Below are 18,037 nucleotides of genomic sequence, written 5' to 3'. Positions count from 1 at the left end.
CAGGTAGAGTATCGAATGTCTAGTTTAAAGGGTCTTTTTTTAAAACATGTTTATAGAACAGGTGATGATGATTTATTTCATGATTTCTACAAACCTGTTTTATCAAAGGCTGTAAAATATGATAGGGCAGTAGGTTATTTTTCTCCTTCTATTTTAGCCGCAAATTTAAGAGGATTGGGGTCTATAATTCAGTCAAATGGAACCATGCGATTGATCATTGGCCACCCTTTAGAGCGGGAAGAGTTTGAAGCAATTCGTTATGCAGTTACTTCTCCTTTAGAATTAGCACAGCAATATACAGCAACTTTACTACAGTGGATTCATTCAGATAAAGATGTTTCATCAAAAAGTCTAGAGTTGTTAGCCATTTTGATTGCATCAGGCAGGCTAGAAATAAAATTCGCGTTTAGAAGAGCTGGAATGTACCACGAAAAAGTCGGCATTATTTATGACTCTTATGGAGATGCTGTCGTTTTTCAAGGCTCTGCTAATGAAACCCCATCTGGAATGTTTGAGCATCTAAATGCTGAATCAATAAGTGTTTACAAAAGTTGGGAGCCGGAGTTATTTGAAGCATATGGAAAAGTCTACCAAGAAGGGTTTGAAAAACTTTGGAATAGCGAACAAAAAAATACTTTTGTAGTCGATATTGGCTCTGACTTTTATGCTGAAGTATCTAAGTACGTAGAAAGCTCTCCTAAACTTAAAACGTTTTCATTGCTTGATATTAAAGGAATCGAAGAACAAATAGCAAAATATGAAGTAGAGCAAATAAACACAAACACTAAAAACACACCTAATGTTCCTGACTTTTTAAATGGCCATAAATTTAAAGTCAAAGACCATCAAAAAGTGGCTTTAAAAAAGTGGAGGGCTAATGGTTATAAAGGAATTCTCAAATTAGCGACAGGTTCTGGTAAAACTGTCACATCAATATATGGCGCTGTAAAAGTTTATGAAACGCTTAAAAATAAAAATAGAGGTTTGTGTTTAATTATTGCAGTTCCTTACATAGAGCTTGCAAGTCAATGGGGTGAAAATTTATTGGATTTTGGAATTAGCTCTCATAAATGTTACAACGCGAGAAATAGCTGGTTGCCCAGTGTTCAAGAGTCTATCGCAACATTTAATGCTGGTATAAAAGATTTCATTTGTTTAGTAGTGGTCAATAGAACTCTGGCTTCAAATGAGTTTCAACAAGTTGTATCTTCAATAAACCCTAAAAGTATGATGTTCGTTGGCGATGAGTGCCACAACCATGGCTCTAATAAGATTAATAGCTTATTGCCCTTATCAGATTTTAGAATGGGGTTATCAGCAACGCCCTTTAGGAGTGACGATGATGAAATTGATTCTATGTTTCCTAATGTATCTAGAGAGAATTTGCTCTCATATTACGGTGACATCGTGGCTGAATATGGGCTTGGTGATGCAATACATGACGAAATATTAACACCCTATGATTACCACTTGGTTCCTGTTTATCTAAACGATGCAGAGCAGGAGGCTTTTGAAGAGTTATCGGAAAAAATCTCTTCAATTATCACTAAATCTGGTGCCCAACTAAGTAAAGATGACAAAGAGAAATTAACTATTTTTTGTGGTCAACGAAGTAGACTGCTCGGTTCGGCTTCTGACAAGTTAAAAAAGTTGAGTGAACTCAGCTCTATGATTCCTGAGTCAATGCGAAACTTAACCTTATTTTATGCAGGCGAGGGGAAGCCATTTAAACAGGATGAAGATGCACATGATTGTAAGGTAATTGACCAAGTGTCTGATGTACTTTATAAGAACGGATGGAAGACTTCTCAATTCACTAGCGCAATAAATAGTGCTGAACGTAAAAACGTAATGGAAGCATTCAAAGATAAAGCTATTAACGCTCTAGTAGCTATGAAAGTTTTAGATGAAGGTATTGATGTTCCCGCATGCCAAACTGCTGTAATACTTTCTAGCACAAGAAATCCTCGCCAATATGTTCAACGGAGAGGTCGGGTTTTAAGACGCTTTCCCAATAAAAGAAAAGCAATTATCTATGACTTTATAGTATTGCCGAATTCTGACTTTGAGCAACCAGCATCAAAAAAATTAATATCTGCTGAAATGGAAAGAGTAAATGATTTTTTACTTTTGGCTGACAATAAGCTGCAAGTTGAGAAGCAATTAGAACAAATAGGATTGTATTATGACATCTAAATCTGAATTAGAAAAAATGTTTCAGGAAGCCGCTAAGGAAGTTGAGAAACCTACGGCTCTAAAGGAATTAACATCATCAATTATAAATGTTGAAAGAAAGCATGTCTATGGAGAAGCAAGTTCAAACAATCGGCTTCGATTGATACGTGAACTTATAGAAAATGCAAGGAAAAAAGGTGATATATGCTAATTAAGAAAATAGTACTAACAAATTTCCGTCAATTTTATGGTGATCAAACGATTCATTTTTCTACTAACGAAGATAAAAACGTCACTCTAATTCACGCCGAAAATGGAGTTGGTAAGACTGCCCTATTAAATGCAATTTTATGGTGTTTTTTCAATACTTTTACACCTAATTTTAAAGATCCTAGAAGTTTAATAAATAATGCGGCTAAAGCTGAAGGGCTACAAAATTACAAAGTTGAAATTGAGTTTGAAGAGGAAGGAACAAATTATTCAGTACAAAGAGCTTATGGCCCTGTAACTGGAGATACCTTTAGGGTCTTCATAATTGAAGCTGGAGATTTTAAAGATGTACCTAACCCAGACATATTTATAAATTCTGTGATACCCAAAGATATGGCTAATTACTTCTTTTTTCAAGGCGAGGGTATTGGTTCATTTACGAGCAAGCATGGCGGTAAACAAATAAAAGAAGCAATTCAGAAGATACTTGGTTTTACCGTAGCAAAGAACGCTTTAGAAGATGTTCAAAAAATTAAGAAAGAGTATAGCAAATCTCTTCAAAGAGCTGATAAAGATGGTGAGATATCAAAAATTCAAAGAGATATAGATCGGCTTGAAGCAGATTTACAAGAAGATAATAAGAGGCTCGAAGAAAAGAACGAATCTGTAGAACGTTATACTTCTGAGATTCGAAGAATTGATACTCAACTTGCTTCTTCAAATAGTGAGTTCATTAAAGCGAAGCATAAAGAAAGAGCGCAAGCTGAACGAGATCTAAAAGACGCACATAACAACCTTTCTAAATTCGAAAATAATCGTGTTAATTTAATTAAAAAATATGCGACCAATGTGTTTGCTCATGAAATATCTTTTGAGGTTTTAGATTTTATCGACGAAGATGAATTTAAATCTACCATACCTTCTCCGTACAACGAGAATCTCGTTTATAAAATTTTAGAAGAAACGCAGTGCATTTGTGGAGCAGATATCTCAGTTGGGAGTGAGGCATACAATAGAATTCAAGAGCTATTAAAATCAGCCGCAGACCCGCAACAAGAAAGCAGAGTATCGAAAGCTCAAGCTGAGCTACGAAGTATAAAGAAAATTTCTTCACAGGCTAAGGAAGATTTTGAATTTAATCTTAAAGGTATTGATTCTAGCAGAGATAATGTCAGCAAATTTGAAGAAAGATTGAAAAATATCTCTATCGAAATTCAAGGTGCAAAAGATATTGGAGATATCCAAGAGCTTGAAAAGCGTAGAAATCAATTTCAAATGCGCTTAGGAGATGACAACCGAGGCATAGGTAATTTAGAGCGTAAAGTGAAAGAGTGCACATCTTTACTTGAAACAAAGAGGGGGGAAATCTCGAGGCTAAAATCTAGCTCATCTGAAGTTAATAAATATCGAGAGTTAGAAGACATTGCTCAAAAAGTTCAGTTGACAATCGAGAATACATTATCCTCAACTCAGAAGAATGTTGAGTTGAAGATCATGGAAAAAGTTAACTCATTCCTTGGGCAGTTTGTACGCCAAGATTACCGTGCAAAAATGGATAAAAACTCTTTTGATATAAGACTCTTTGACCGTAATGATATACAAGTAGCTGAAAGTGATGGACAAGGGCTACTTTTAAGTTTGACATTTATTTCTTCTTTAATTGAACTTGCGAGAGAAAGGAAGAATGCCTCTGGTGAAATATTAACACCGGGAGCAATTGCGCCTTTTATCATAGATGCACCTTTTGGTGTTCTTGATAATAAATACAAAGGAAATGTCGCTAAATCAATTCCTAAATCTGTAGGGCAGGTTGTTTTTTTCCTATCGTCTAGTCATTGGCAAGGTACTGTTGAAGATAATATTAGAGATAAGGTTGGGATGGAATATAATCTTGTTTTAGAAGTTGAAGCTGATCGAGATACTAAAGCTGAGGATGAAATAACAATTCAAGGGACAAAATATCCAACTGTTAAATATAACTGCTCAGTTGATCGTACCGTAATTGAAAAGGTAGGTAATTATGTCTAGAAGAGAAGAAAGAAATTGGCGTGATGACCAAGTTTATAGAGATAGAAAGCATGAACCTCTTGTAGAAAAGCTAGTACAAGCGGATAGCCGTATATTTAACCACAATAAGGATTTAATGGTATTTGCAGCTATGGTTGGGTACTCAAACGATAAGTTTGAACCTGTAAGTTCTGACAAAATCCAGATCACATTAGGCACCTATGCCAACACACAACAAGATACTTACATATATTTACTAGCATTATTAAAAATGAAAAATGCTACATGTTTAAAGTGTGCAAACCTAAATGATGCAGTAAAGATATTTGAAGGTTATTGCAACGCGGGTTTATCTATTATTCAAAGTTGGATGGATGAAAGCCCCGGCGATCCAACAGGTATAGATACATTGGAAAAGAAAATTGTAGAACAAGCGTTAAGAAACGAGCTACGCTCACAACAAAGTTTAAATAATGACAATTTAGAGGTGGTTTTTTAATATGGATAGACTAAAAGAACTATTTGATTTTTTTGATAAAAATTCTGATGGGTATATTTCTAAGAATGAATTAATTGAACTGGTAGAAATTTTACTGAATGAAAAAGGCTTAGGGAAAAGCTCTCAAGTCCTAAAAGAATTTGATTTTAATCATGATAATAAAATTGATTTTAATGAGTTTACTGCTTTTGCTGAAATGCACCTTATTCACTAAGGTGCATATTTTTGTAGAATCTATAGCCTTTAATTTTATACTCTGGCATTAGGCGTGATTCTAAAACAGAGTTAGTACACAGTGCTGGTTTCGTTGCTAGTAACTTATCTAACTTTAAATTAAACGCCTTTTGCTTCTTATAATCGTCAAAAGTGTCATCAATATAATCAATTTTATTGAGGAGGAGCGGCCGCTTTTCTTCAATTATGTAATCAAAAAAGTCTACATCTAGATCTGCCATTTTTATTTTCACACGCTCTTTTAGCTGTGGAAGAGGTGAATCATAAAACCCTTCATAGCCGAGCAGGGTAACCTTACCTGAATGAATATGTATTTTAATCAGCTGAATATCATCAAGCTCGCCATACATTTGCAAAGCCGCACCAATATACACGCGCAGTACTAGTGGCAATAAGGTGATAAAGTCTTTATGCAGTGTTAGTGCATGGGGCTGCTCATTTTCAAAGTCGATTTTACCTGCAGGTAATATCTTCTCAGCTTCTAGGCACAATGATTCAATTAATCTACTATCTGCTATTTGAAAAAGCAGCTCAGTGGCTTGGTGCTGCGCTATTTTGTAAGTGTCGAAGAATGCTTTAATGTCACGTTTTAAGTCTTCAGGTTGTTGTACGTAAGGCTTTCGCTTTTCAAACATGGCAAGTGCAAAGTAAAGTAGTAAATCTTCTTTACGCATTATTTCAGCTGTTTTTAGCTCGTCTTCTTCAAACCATTTTAAAACGAGTTGCAGTGCTTTTTTATTTGAACCAATAACTTCTTTTATTTTGTCACTTTGCGCAAATTCATTGTTTGCAGGGCACCGGCCTAGCGTTAAGCATGTTAACCAAAACGATTCAAAAAGTTGCTGGTGTTGTGTAAATAAAATTCGCGCTTGTTCTTCATTAACAGGTTCTGGCGCTGTTAGGTGCTGCCATTTATAAGCACGTTTATGACGGTTTTGTAAAAAGTGTTGTTCGAGTTGCTTATCCTTGAATATGTAATAAATACCAGGAGCAACAGCAATCGCGTTTTCGTCAACGCTCATTTCTATAAACGCTTTAAGCTCTGCTTGCGTGTAGTATTTTTGAAAGGTGTTACGACTCGTAATTACGCCATCTTTGTATGGTTGAAACTGACTTATCAGCGTTTCGTTGCCTAACATTGCCGACACAACTAGCAGCTTTTGTGAAAGCTCCCATGCGCCTAGTAGCGCTTCTATTCGCTCATCACGGTCTTCTATTACATTTATTACAAAACCAATATTAACAATGTCAGAAATAACTTTATCTGCATCAGGACGATAGTTTAAATCCCAACCTAAGGCATCTATTCCATGAGCCTCTAACTCTCGTAAATCATCACCTCGGCCACAACCGTAATCAAATATTGAATAATCGCCATTTAAAAAGCCATTTTTAGCTAATGTTTTTAAAGGAGCTGAAAGTTCATGTCGTACAATAGCCGTTAAATGTCTGTCGATTGTTTTATCGTCATCAAGGCTTTGTACGGCAGAGCTACGGAACAAACGACCATCAACTAGCTCATACCCTTTTTTAGCAATCAAGCGCTCCCACGAGCCTTTAAAGCCTATCATACGTGTGTTTTCGTATAGACCTGCTTGTTCACCCTCAGCAGTTAAGTCACAAAATAATTGATAGTGTTTATTAGTTCGCGAAACCATGGTTTCTTTTCGGTGCAAAATAGGTGGGTTTTCGCTTTTATCGTACTTAGTGATTTTATGGCTAAGCTTTGCTAAATCTACAGTCACGCTTTGCTTGAGCGCAGGATAGGAGTCTTCATAAAATGTAGGGTAACTTAAAAGCGAAAGCCTAAAGTCGTTTTTAAATAACTTTATTAGATCGTAATCGGCTTCATCAACCTTTAGTGCTTGAGCAACAACTTTAATAAATTTAACTAATTCAGCGGGGGCATCAGTAAACGCGTCTTTATGAAAATAAATAGCGTCAGGTAGCTTTTTGGCTGTTTTTACTTTTTTTACAAGTTGCTTAAATTGCTCTGCGTTCATAGGTTAATAATTTGCTAAGTGTAGTGCCTGCACTTTACAGGGGCTTAATGTATCCAAACTATATAGCTCATCTTGTTGATTTACAATGCAAGGGCACTCAGCAATATAGAAGTCGATACCTTTTTCTGTTTTTATACTTCTCAAGTAAACAGGAACGATAGGCATAGACGAGGGCAGCTTTTGTAATAGGCTTAAACTAGGGTAAAGCAATTTGTGTTTTGCTAGTGAATCAAATTTATTGCTATGTTTTGCCTCAATTACAAATAAGTGTTCTTTACCGTCTCGCTTAGCGACGAATACAGCATCTATTTCAACTTGACCATTTATATGCTCAAGGACAACGTCTTCGTTAGAGAGTGGCTTAAAGTTAAATGTGAATGTACTTTGCCCCGTTGCTGGCACAACGATGGTTTTGTCATCTTTTAAGTTAAGTGCTTCAGCCATTAGGCCTGATGCTATAGCTAAATTAACAACAGAGGTTTCAGTTACTTTTGGCAATAGCTGAAAAGCAAATAAGCTTCTTATTGATACGTTTGGTAAAAATAGCTCTGGTTGCAATTGCCCAAACAAAGCTTGGTCATTAAAAAAGAAATTGTTTACATCATGTGATTTTACAAGAGAGAAATAAGTTTGATTATCGCCTAAACGAGAACCAAGCCTCAGCACCATAGTATTGTGAACTCGTAAAATTTTTGGCAATTTTTTTATCGAATCTATAGATATTGATGCTGCAGTATTAGCTTTTAATTTATTGGTACTTAGGTATTTTTGAAAGCTTTGAGGAGTAGACACTTTTTGCTCATTGGCTTTCATTTCTTGCAGTAAATTGTGAAATATCACTTATTCATCCTTGATGTCAAAATAATAAAAGTACGCGCGACCGCGCTTTTCAAACTTAAGCTCGCCACGTTCGCGGCTATGCATTAACTCGCAGTCTGTTATTTTTAGATGTTTCATCGCTTCTTTACTCGAAAGCCATTTCCTTTTTTGATCTTGATTAGCCATTTAAGTTACTCAAATTACGTATAAATTTAATATACATAACTCTTGGTGCATCGACAAATTTATTCAAGTAACGTTAATTTAAGTTGATTTATTTAAGCAATATCAATAAGGTATGGGCATAAAAATTTTAAAGGTATAGCAATGGACGCTAGCAGAAACTCACCAAATACAACCTCTAATGAAAAACAGCTCAACTTAGTTTGCCCCTGCTGTTCTGAAGAAAGCTCTTTAGAATACGGAAACCATATTACTTGTAGTAAATGTGCAAAAACGTTTGCAGGCCACACCTATAAAAAATTTAAGAAGCCGCTTTTAACAGCTAAAGTCGCACTATTAATAGGAGCTGTGGGTGCGTATAAGTTAGATAGAGAGTTACTTGAGCCTAGTCGCTACTCGACCGGTGCTATTGTTGAAATAGTTAGTTTTTGTTCTAACCCTCAAGCAAAAATTAGTAAAAACAATTTACGCGTTAATGCAGGATGTGTATTTGCGCATTAGATGAAACAATGAAAATTGTACCTGAGGCGGAGTTATCGTCAAATAAGAAGAAATTTATTAACACTTTTGTTAGTAAGTTAAGTCAATGTAGATAGCGATACTTGCGTATCGCTAAAGGTACTCTTTTTATTTCGATTTTGGTGGATTATTACCTCTGCCCGGGCCCGAAGGGTTCCCTGTTTTACTAGGTCCATTATTTGGGGCTGGACGTGAAGTTTGCTGGTTATTTGCAGCAGCTCTTTGAGCTCGTGCAGCAAATCCGCCTTTTTCAACTAAGCCATTGTTAGCTTTTGCCTCGGCAGCTTGGATTCGTGCAGCGGCACTTTGATTCATGTTTTTCATAATATTACCTTTGTTTAGTTTAAGGAATGCTCTTCGCTTTGAGAGCAAAATCATCATAAATAAGGTGTTGGGACAAACTGGGACAGAAAATGGAAAAACACGAAGAATTACAAAATAAAATTAAAATAATTATTAAAGAGCTAGGTTTAACTCAAAAAGAAATGGCCTCGCGAGTTTATTGTGAGCGCTTTGAAGATGATGAACCTGATGAAATACGTAAATTTACAGAAATATTTCGGCAAAATTTAAAAAGAAAAGCAAAGCTTGAATTACTTGAAAGCTATTTAGCAAATATCGCTAATTTACGAGAGTTTAAGAACTCAGGTTTAGCTATTTCTAGTCCTTTAGATCTTGGTTTTATACCAGTAGATATAAAAAGGGCGCTTCAAGGGATATCCAAAGAGCTAATAGATGACATAGAATCAGAAGCTAATGAGCTTTAATCGATTGGGTTGTTTTAAAGTGTTGTGTCCTTTGGTTGCCATCGCGATATAAGTATATGCAATTTAAAAGCTGCGCTTTTCGCGCGAGCAAGCTCTGCGCCTACAAGTGTTTAGGTGAATTTTGTAGCGTTAATTGTACTTCTTTTTGAATAATACGACATGTACCTGTTTTTAATGTATAAAGTATGAGTTGTCATTATAGGGATTTGTCATGGATGATTTTTTAAACCAGAGCTTAAGTGTCATACTCATCGCTGCGTGCGTTTACTCTTTAGTTGGCGTTTTATTCTTTCGTATTTGGTCACACCAACGTAGCGCTAAATTACCAATCGAACGTCATAAATTAAAACGTGTTGCCGCGCAAACTCTTCAAGAACAAGTGAATGACAAGATTGTAGATGTTATTGGCTTAATATTTTTAGCTGCACTCATTGTTATAATGCCTTTTGCGATTAAAGGGATTGCTGAAATGTTTGCTAGTGGCAAGGTTAATTATTTCCTAATTACTTTGATTATTTTAGGTTTAGCTTATGTAGCAAGAAAGCTGTGGGTAAAATCTAATCACTTAATAAAGCTAAAACTTGGGCGTGATGCCGAATTAGCAGTTGCCTCTGAACTTATAGAACTTCAGTCACACGGATACCAAGTATTTCATGATATACAAGCTGATGGTTTTAACATTGATCATTTAGTGGTGGGGCCAAATGGTATTTTTGCTATTGAAACCAAAGGCAGGCACAAGCGAATAAAAGACGACATTAATTACAAAGTTAAATTTGAGAATAATCATTTAGCCTTTCCCTCTTGGTTTGAAAGCAAGCCGCTAGAACAAGCCCAAAATCAGGCTAATTGGGTGAACAAATGGTTACAAGAGGCAACGGGTTTTAATACCCAGGTTATACCGGTGTTGTGTTTTCCTGGTTGGTTTATAGAGCTTAAACAGCGTCCAAACTTTCCTATTGTTTCGCACAAACAATTAGTGAAAACAATTCTTTCTATGCGACAAGTAAACTTAAGCCAAGAGCAGCAGCGTGCTATTTGTTATCAAGTAGTTCAGCGCTCATTGCATGAAAGCAAAGCAATTTAAACGCTTCGCTTTTCACTTCAGCAAGCTTTGCGCCCACAGAACAATTAATCATTGTATTTATAATTTAATAACAATGACATTTTAGTTATTTTTAGCGTTAGCCCTAGTGTGAGTTTTGTTTTTTAAGTATTGTTGTTTAACTATTATGCTGGGCTAATTTAATGAAAATAAAAACACGTCATTTATTGTTGTTGGTTGTGGTATTGCTGGTTTTACACTTTTTTTATAAACCAAATACCGCTGTGGTTGAAGTAAATAACTATACGCGTAAAGCTGAAAATACTGAAAGTTATACGCATGTGTATACTACTGAAACCGTTAACGATAAGCGTGTTGGTAATGTGGCCAGTAAAGTAAAAGCTCAGCCAAAACCTGCCCCGGAGCAGCAAAGTAGTTGTGAGTTGGTTCACGACCCTGAAGAACTTGAATACGCGCAAAGTGAGTTGTCGCAATTAAACGATAATCTCGATTTTACAGCCGGAAAATTTGATATAGGCCCTTACACCTCTGTTAATTTAATTACCCCTAATGTAAATAGCGATTACCATAAAACGCTGCGTATTCGTTTATTTGAAGCATACGAAAAGTATCAAAACGTATTTGGTTTATACCCCAACAAATCCATTTTAATGAACTTGGTTGTACTACCTAATAATTATTACGACGATTATGTGTCGCGCTTTGGGGCTTTACCAAGCAACAATGCGGGGATTTACTTTGGTAAAAATAACACGGCGTTAGTGAGGTTTGATAAGGCCGATCCGCAAAGTAGTTTACGCGTAGCAATTCACGAGGCAATGCATGTTATTAATTTTAATTTAATTGGCAGTACCCCTAGGTGGTTAAACGAGGGAATGGCTGAGGTTTTTGAAAACACGCTGATTTATAAAACTAACCGAACTATTGCTATTCCTACCTACCGTGTACGCCGGACGTATATGGAGTTTAGGTCGTTAATTGACTCAGAGGCATTGTGGGAGCAGCAGTCTTACCGAAGCGATTTATATGCAAATGCGAATAATTGGTTGGCGTTTTTTATTCAGCATAAGCAGGGTAGAAGGGTGTTAAAGGCAATTGTGCAGGCCGAGGCTAAAAACCCGTGTAATACGCTTGAGAATGAGGTGATTTTAAATGCGCTTTCTACCTATTTTATAGATTACGAGCAGGCTTATTTAGTGTGGTTAAAGGCATCGCAGCAGGTTAAGGGCGAGTTTATTCCTGTTTACTAAAGTGTGTTAGTTATTTAAAAGCGTAATGCACAAAGAGAACAAAATGAGGAGTAAATGAGAAGAGCTGAGCTACTTGATCACTTCTCTAAAAGCGAAGCGTCTCTTACCCTCTTTGTGAATAATGGGGCTTTAGGGCTTTAATGCACGAAGGGAAGCGAATGAGGAGCCAAAGTGAATAGGGCTATTTTTAGCTTGGTTTTGTAGACGTAGAGCTTGCTCACGTTAGAAGCGCAGCTTCTTGCTAAAAAATAAATATCACCACAGAGTACACCGAGGCGCTTCGCGCTACACAGAGTTAAAAAATATTGGGTTGGTCACTTTTTCTGATCTTCTCCTTCACTTCTCCGTGGTAACACAATCATTTTATTAACCCCCGTAAAAGCGTTGCTTTTAAACGCCAGCAAGCTGCGCGTCTACCAGTAAATTTAGAAATAATAGCTTATAAAACTGTAATGCACAAAGAGGAGTGAATGAGGAGTAAATGAGAAGAGCAAAGCTACTTGATTTAAGTTATTGGTTTTAATCACGAGTCACTTGATCACTTCTCTAAAAGCGGAGCGTCTCTAAACCTTTTTGTGAATAATGGGGTTTTAGGGTTCTAATGCACAAAGAGAAGCGAATGAGAAGAAAATGAGTAGTCAAAGCGCGAAGTAAAATTGCATCTATAAATATTTAAATTACGGTTGCCTATAATTTAAAAAGCGGTGTTGCTTGCAAAACAATGAGGCAATTAATGCCATTAATCGCCTCATTGAATGAGGCAATTAAATCATATAGACTGAAGTTAACTAACTTAAGGGCTAATGACTATGTGGATATGGCAACAACAAAACTGGCCAAACTTTACGTGGGATTATGCGTCGCTTGCTCCCTTACTAAGTGAACTTTCATATAACCATGGCTTATTAGTGGGCCGTATGGGCGTGCAAAGTGCCCATCAAAAGCAGCAAGCTCTTGATACTTTATTAGCAAATATTATTCACTCTAGTGCGATTGAGGGCGAAAAGCTTAATGCATTTTCGGTTCGCTCTTCGCTCGCTAAAAAGCTCAATATTAACGAGAAGCCTTATCCCACAACTGTGCAAAGCGACAATCTTGCAGAAATTATGCTTGATGCAATAACTAACACAGATTCAGCGCTTGGTTTAGAAAGGGTGCTTAACTGGCATCGTTTATTATTTGCAGATGAGCAAAGCTTGTTTACTAATATTGAGGGCGGGCAGTTGCGTGGCGGTGAGCCAATGCAGGTGGTATCAGGGCGTTTAGATAAACCGGTATTACATTTTACAGCACCACCTAAAAAGTTAGTAAACAAAGAGCTGTCGCTATTTTTTGATTGGTTTAACAACACGCAAAACGATCCACAAATAGACCCTTTTATTCGTGCTGCTATCGCACACTTGTGGTTTGTAACAATACATCCGCTTGAAGATGGTAACGGGCGTATAACACGACTTATAACCGACCTGGCTTTAGCACAAAAGTATGCAGAGTCTATTCGGTTTTATGCTATGTCGGTGGCTATTTTAGACGATCGAAAAAGCTACTACGAGGTGCTAGAAGCCACGCAGCGTGGCGGGCTTTGTATAACACAGTGGATTAAATGGTTTTTAAATACGCTTAATAATGCGATACACCATACGCTTAAAAATATTGAGCAAACAGTTTTTAAAACTAATTACTGGGCAAGTAAAGAGCAAACAAAACTAAGTGAGCAACAAGTAAAAGTAATTAATAAATTACTCGATGGCCAATTTGAGCACGGAATTAGTGCCAGTCAGTATCAAAAGGTAGCTAAAGTCAGTCGTGCGACTGCCACACGGCATTTAGCCGATTTACAAACATTAGGTTTCATAACAAAAACAGCTGCCGGTGGGCGCAGTACACGTTACACAGTTGCTCAATGAGGCAATTAAATGGCTATTTGACTCATTGATTGAGGCAAATAGGTATGTTTAAGTTAAACGAGTAGTGCTGAATGCTTTAATTAAAGCGAAAGGTAAACTTTCGTCCATAAATTAAAAGCTTTGCTTTTAGGGCTTTAATGCACAAAGAGAAGCGAATGAGTAGTAAATGAGAAGAGCTGAGCTACTTGATCACTTCTCTAAAAGCGCAGCGTCTCTTACCCTCTTTGTGAATAATGGATTTTAGGGCTTTAATGCACAAAGGGAAGCGAATGAGAAGCCAAAGAGAATAGGGCTATTTTTAGCTTGGTTTTGTAGACGTAGAGCTTGCTCACGTTAGAAGCGCAGCTTCTTGCTAAAAAATAAATATCACCACAGAGTACACCGAGGCGCTTCGCGCTACACAGAGTTAAAAAATATTGGGATGGTCACTTTTTCTGATCTTCTCCTTCACTTCTCCGTGGTAACACAATCATTTTATTAACCCCCGTAAAAGCGTTGCTTTTAAACGCCAGCAAGCTGCGCGTCTACTAGTAAATTTAACTTCTTTGTGAATAATAGGCTTTTAGGGCTTTAATGCACAAAGAGAAGCGAATGAGGAGTAAATGAGAAGCCAAGCCATTTGATTTATTGGTTTTTTAGTCACGAGTCCCTTGAGCACTTTTCTAAAAGCGCAGCGTCTCTTACCCTCTTTGTGAATCATTGGTTTTAAAGATGTAATGCACAAAGGGAAGCGAATGAGAAGCCAAAGTGAATAGGGCTATTTTTAGCTTGGTTTTGTAGACGTAGAGCTTGCTCACGTTAGAAGCGCAGCTTCTTGCTAAAAAATAAATATCACCACAGAGTACACCGAGGCGCTTACGGTTAAAAATCAAAGCGCGAAGTAAAATTGTGTCTGCGGATGTTTAAATTACAGTTTCCTATAATTTCAAAGCGGTAGTGCAAGCAAAATAATGAGGCAATTAACCCTACCATTTGCCTCATTTTATGAGGCAAATAGCGGTGTTTAAGTTTAACGAGTAGTGCTTGATGTTTTAATTAAAGCGTAAGGTAAACTTTGTTTCATAATTAAAAGCTTCGCTTTTCGCGCAAGCAAGCTTTGCGCCTACGGTGTTTGTTGCAAGCGCTGGTATTTAATTACTGATCTTGAGCTTGCTCACGTTAGAAGTAAAGTTTCCCATTATTAAGCACAATCACTACCTCTAAAAGCGCAGCGTCTCTCACCCTCTTTGTGAGTAATTATTTTTTTAAGTCAGGCAAAGCTGGTTGCTACTCTTTTGTTTGTAGCTTTTTAGCGCGTTCTTCTGCGTCTATTAGTGCTTGTGATTTAGGGGCGCGTTGTTTTTCTTCTATTTTGGGTTTTTCGGCTGAGTTTGGGTCCCAACTTGCATCAAGTGATAGGTTGGCAAATGGGTTGTTGGTATCTGCTTTTTTAGGCTCAGCTGTAGGGGGGGTAGGCTCGGCTTTTGTTTCAGTTGCATCTGGCTCTTGTTGCATTGTTTCAGGGGTGTTTTGTGGCGCTGGTGGCTCCGGCTCAGTTTGTGTTGGCTCTGTTTTACGCGGTTTTTTCTTTTTGCCGGGTAGTGGTGCATTAGGATCGAACGTGCGTACTTCGGGCTCTTTAAAGTCGTGTTCCGTTTTAAATGCAGGCGCTTCTGGCTCGGGTTTATCTAATTTAGTAGGTGTACTTGTTGGTAGCGGCTCAGGTGTTTGCTCTGCTGGTTGTTCAGTTTTTTCAACAGGCTCTACTGGTGTTGGCTCTGGTTTTACTGGGCTGTGCTTGCGCTGTTTTTTTACAGGTTTTGCATCTGGATCAAAGTCGCGTACTTGCGGTTCGTTAAAGCTGCTGGCGTTTTTAATACGCTCTAATGTAGTTTTAGCTGCGGCTTCAAACTCGGCAGTATTAGGTTGTGGTTTTTCTTCGCGTGGTTTGTCATTAGTAACGGCGTTGTTAGTAGGGGCTTTTGGCTCGGCTGTTTCTGTAGCCGATTGCTCACTGGGTGACGGTATTTTTTGTGTGGTTTTTGGTTGCTGTTGCTCTGAGGTTACATTAGCTGTTTGTTTTTCGGCGCTTTGTGTATTTTGTGTTTGCGTACTAACTGCTGTAACGGCTGCGCTGGCATTGGTTTGTTTTGCGCGGCGCAAACGAATGATCACCATTGCGCCAATAAGCACAACCAGTACTAATACAAAACTTGGTAATAATAACGAGCTAGGTTGCTCGCGCGCTGGTTGCGGGGCAATCACTGGCGCTGGTTTTATCACCGGTGCTACTGTTAGCTCTGAGGGTTGTTTAACCGGTGTCGCTTGCTCTGTTACTTGGCTTTTCGCTGGCTCTTGTACTTTTTTTGATTCTTCCTCAAGCACTTGTGCTGGAGCTTGTTCTCGTTTTTGAGTTGTTATTGGCTCTGCTAGCGTTTGGTTGTCAGCTGTGTTGTTAGGTGCGTTGTTTTCGGTAGGTGTAGGTTGTGTAGGCTCTACATTAATGGTTACTTCGCTTGCGTTAGCGTCAATCATGTCGCTAATTTGCTGTTTTTGCTCATCGGTTAAGTTAAGTGTTTTTTCGTTTATTAGCCCATCGGTGGTTTGGTTGGTGGGCTCAATAACCGGAGCAGGTTGCACATTGTTTGGTTGTGGTTGGGTTACTATTACGCTTGGCTCTGGCTCTTTTACTACTGGTTTAGACTGAGTAAGTACTTGCTTAGGTTTGTTGCAATGTTTTTTATAGTCACGCGCCGCTTTACGGTATTTTTCGCTTGTTTTGTTATTACTGTATTGCTGTACTTCTTGCTTTATAAGTATGCACATTGCTTCGTTATAAGCAGCGCTATTAACACTATAAAATAAGGCAAAACAAAGCGTCAGGCGTGTGAGTAAAGTGGTCATAAGGGCGGTTAGCGTTTAAACATTAATAAGTTGATTTTAAGCGTAAAATTAAAAATTATCTAGGGGAGTATTACGCTTAATGGCGGGCGAATATGGCTAAGCTTATTTGCTTTAATATTAAAGCTTAGCCAGGCGGTTATAAAATAGCGCTGAGTGAGCGCTATTTTATTAGCTTATTACCATTAGGCTGCGGTATTCGTCGTAGGCAAATTGGTCGGTCATGCCGCTAATGTAATCTTGAATTAACCGGCATCGGTAATAAAATTCGTAGGCTGCAAAGTGGTCGGGCTCTTCTTGCATGGCGTCTATGGCATGTTGGTAGCTGTTTAGGTGCTTTTTAGAGAGCTTTTTAACAAGCCTTGATTCTATTAGTAGGCGTTTGTCGCCATTTAGGGCGCGTTTAAAGTCGTCGCTTGTTAATTGCAGTAGAGGTTTGTAGCTGTCGAGTAGGCCGTTAATAATTCTGTAGCCTTGTAGCTCAAGTTTTTCTACTTCTTTATCTGAAAACACATGCGCTTGGGCAACTTGTTTAAGCGTTTGTGTTACGGCGTGCAAGTGGCTTCGGTCTTCTAGTAGGGCATGGTTAAAGTCGCCGTGATAAATGGGTTCTATGTTTTCTATAAAGCGTTTTGCGGCATGGTTAACCAGCGGGTGCAGCAGGGCTACACGCAGGTATATAAAAAATTCGCTATTAAAGTTATACGGTTGTGCTTTGCCACGCTCTAGTGCGTAGTTTACCGCTTTGCTAACAAAGTCTTGGTGTTCGGTGTCGTCAATGGTTATGTTTATAAGTACTTTTTGATAGTGATTTTTAAGCACGGTGCACAGTAGCTCAATGGTTATTATGCCTTTTTCTACTGCGTCTTCTATGTCGGCTAGGCAGTACGATATATCGTCTGCAGCTTCCATTATGTAACTGGCCGGATGGCGACAGTAAGGCTCTATGGTTAACTCGTTTTGTAATGCTTCAATAAAGGCTTTTTCACTGTAGTAGTAGCCTACTTTTTTCATTAAGTAGTTTTTATTTTGGGGTATGTCTTTTACGTCAAGCCCTGCTGGGCGGGTGTATTTTAAAATACCTGCACTTTGGCTGTAGGTTAGGTTAAGGGTTTGCAACGAGTGAATAATACGAATGCCCTGGGCATTGCCTTCAAAGTTGCAAATGTCTTGCGCTAGGTGCTTAAAAATAACGCCTATGCCGGTGTTTGGCTCGCGGCATCGCTCGGGCGTTACACTGGCTAAATTAGTATTAAACCAGTGGTTTATTGCGGCTTCGCCAAAGTGGCCAAAAGGTGGGTTGCCAATGTCGTGCATTAGGCAAGCCATTTCTACTAGGCTTTCGAGTGGGCGTTCTAGGTCGGTTAAGCCATAATCTTTTTGTTGCTCAAAGCTTAGGTTGGCAAAAATACGCTGTACAATAAAGCGGCCAACTTGTTGCACTTCAAGCGAGTGGGTTAACCTTGAACGCACAGCGGCGTTTCGCTCAAGCGGAAATACTTGTGTTTTTTGTTGCAA

16 protein-coding genes are annotated in these 18,037 nt (G+C 38.1%); 10 read left to right on the top strand and 6 right to left on the bottom strand.

What is annotated here, in order from left to right:
- Positions 1 to 15: 15 nt before the first annotated feature.
- The 5 genes from BCG07_RS00585 to BCG07_RS00565 are packed head-to-tail and all read left to right on the top strand — an operon-like array spanning position 16 to position 5,105.
- Positions 16 to 2,196, top strand: a complete 2,181-nt coding sequence (locus BCG07_RS00585) for a helicase-related protein (RefSeq protein ID WP_286888036.1) — start codon at positions 16 to 18, stop codon at positions 2,194 to 2,196.
- A complete protein-coding gene (locus BCG07_RS00580; protein WP_036932994.1) occupies positions 2,186 to 2,386 on the top strand; it encodes a hypothetical protein in 201 nt (66 codons plus the stop codon). Before BCG07_RS00585 ends, BCG07_RS00580 begins: the two co-directional genes overlap by 11 nt.
- Complete coding sequence (locus tag BCG07_RS00575) at positions 2,380 to 4,413, top strand: AAA family ATPase (protein WP_286888033.1); 2,034 nt, start codon at positions 2,380 to 2,382, stop codon at positions 4,411 to 4,413. The genes BCG07_RS00580 and BCG07_RS00575 overlap by 7 nt, the downstream gene beginning before the upstream one ends.
- On the top strand, positions 4,406 to 4,891 hold the full coding sequence (locus tag BCG07_RS00570; RefSeq protein ID WP_286888032.1) for a DNA phosphorothioation-associated 4-like protein: 486 nt from the start codon (positions 4,406 to 4,408) through the stop codon (positions 4,889 to 4,891). Before BCG07_RS00575 ends, BCG07_RS00570 begins: the two co-directional genes overlap by 8 nt.
- Position 4,892: 1 nt before the next feature.
- Complete coding sequence (locus BCG07_RS00565; RefSeq protein WP_286888030.1) at positions 4,893 to 5,105, top strand: EF-hand domain-containing protein; 213 nt, start codon at positions 4,893 to 4,895, stop codon at positions 5,103 to 5,105.
- Here the strand turns inward: BCG07_RS00565 and BCG07_RS00560 are convergent.
- From BCG07_RS00560 to BCG07_RS00550, 3 genes are read right to left on the bottom strand one after another with little or no spacing between them, the layout of a single operon-like run.
- Positions 5,095 to 7,128, bottom strand: coding sequence for a DNA phosphorothioation-associated putative methyltransferase (locus BCG07_RS00560; protein WP_286888029.1), 2,034 nt, complete (start codon positions 7,126 to 7,128; stop codon positions 5,095 to 5,097). The genes BCG07_RS00565 and BCG07_RS00560 overlap by 11 nt on opposite strands.
- A gap of 3 nt (positions 7,129 to 7,131) precedes the next feature.
- Entirely contained in the window at positions 7,132 to 7,968 is an 837-nt protein-coding gene (locus BCG07_RS00555) for a DUF6997 domain-containing protein (protein WP_286888028.1), read from the bottom strand.
- Complete coding sequence (locus tag BCG07_RS00550; protein ID WP_286888026.1) at positions 7,969 to 8,133, bottom strand: hypothetical protein; 165 nt, start codon at positions 8,131 to 8,133, stop codon at positions 7,969 to 7,971. It abuts the gene before it with no gap.
- A gap of 141 nt (positions 8,134 to 8,274) precedes the next feature.
- On the opposite strand from BCG07_RS00550, the gene BCG07_RS00545 reads away from it, so the two are divergent.
- Positions 8,275 to 8,631, top strand: a complete 357-nt coding sequence (locus BCG07_RS00545) for a hypothetical protein (protein ID WP_286888024.1) — start codon at positions 8,275 to 8,277, stop codon at positions 8,629 to 8,631.
- A gap of 126 nt (positions 8,632 to 8,757) precedes the next feature.
- Here BCG07_RS00545 and BCG07_RS00540 read toward each other — a convergent pair whose 3' ends face one another.
- Positions 8,758 to 8,973: a hypothetical protein gene (locus BCG07_RS00540; RefSeq protein ID WP_054452423.1), complete on the bottom strand. Its 216-nt coding sequence runs from the start codon at positions 8,971 to 8,973 to the stop codon at positions 8,758 to 8,760.
- An 89-nt stretch (positions 8,974 to 9,062) separates the two neighbouring features.
- Here BCG07_RS00540 and BCG07_RS00535 point away from each other — a divergent pair, with 89 nt between their 5' ends.
- The 4 genes from BCG07_RS00535 (at position 9,063) to BCG07_RS00520 (ending at position 13,639) form a co-directional block, all read left to right on the top strand.
- Positions 9,063 to 9,416: a hypothetical protein gene (locus BCG07_RS00535; protein WP_286888020.1), complete on the top strand. Its 354-nt coding sequence runs from the start codon at positions 9,063 to 9,065 to the stop codon at positions 9,414 to 9,416.
- Positions 9,417 to 9,627: 211 nt separating this feature from the next.
- The gene (locus BCG07_RS00530) at positions 9,628 to 10,503 is read left to right on the top strand and encodes a nuclease-related domain-containing protein (RefSeq protein ID WP_286888018.1); all 876 of its coding nucleotides are present in this window, start codon (positions 9,628 to 9,630) and stop codon (positions 10,501 to 10,503) included.
- 161 nt (positions 10,504 to 10,664) lie between these two features.
- Entirely contained in the window at positions 10,665 to 11,732 is a 1,068-nt protein-coding gene (locus tag BCG07_RS00525; protein WP_286888016.1) for a hypothetical protein, read from the top strand.
- A gap of 809 nt (positions 11,733 to 12,541) precedes the next feature.
- A complete protein-coding gene (locus tag BCG07_RS00520; protein WP_008130077.1) occupies positions 12,542 to 13,639 on the top strand; it encodes a Fic family protein in 1,098 nt (365 codons plus the stop codon).
- A 1,266-nt stretch (positions 13,640 to 14,905) separates the two neighbouring features.
- Here the strand turns inward: BCG07_RS00520 and BCG07_RS00515 are convergent.
- Both BCG07_RS00515 and dgt read right to left on the bottom strand, forming a co-directional pair.
- Entirely contained in the window at positions 14,906 to 16,522 is a 1,617-nt protein-coding gene (locus tag BCG07_RS00515) for a cell surface protein (protein WP_286888014.1), read from the bottom strand.
- Between the two features lie 168 nt (positions 16,523 to 16,690).
- On the bottom strand, positions 16,691 to 18,037 hold a 1,347-nt coding region (gene dgt / locus BCG07_RS00510), incomplete at its 5' end, for a dGTPase (protein ID WP_286888012.1).

The organism is Pseudoalteromonas sp. ESRF-bin5, assembly GCF_002632075.1.
GTDB lineage: Bacteria > Pseudomonadota > Gammaproteobacteria > Enterobacterales > Alteromonadaceae > Pseudoalteromonas > Pseudoalteromonas marina.
This window is presented reverse-complemented; position numbering and strand designations above follow the sequence as displayed.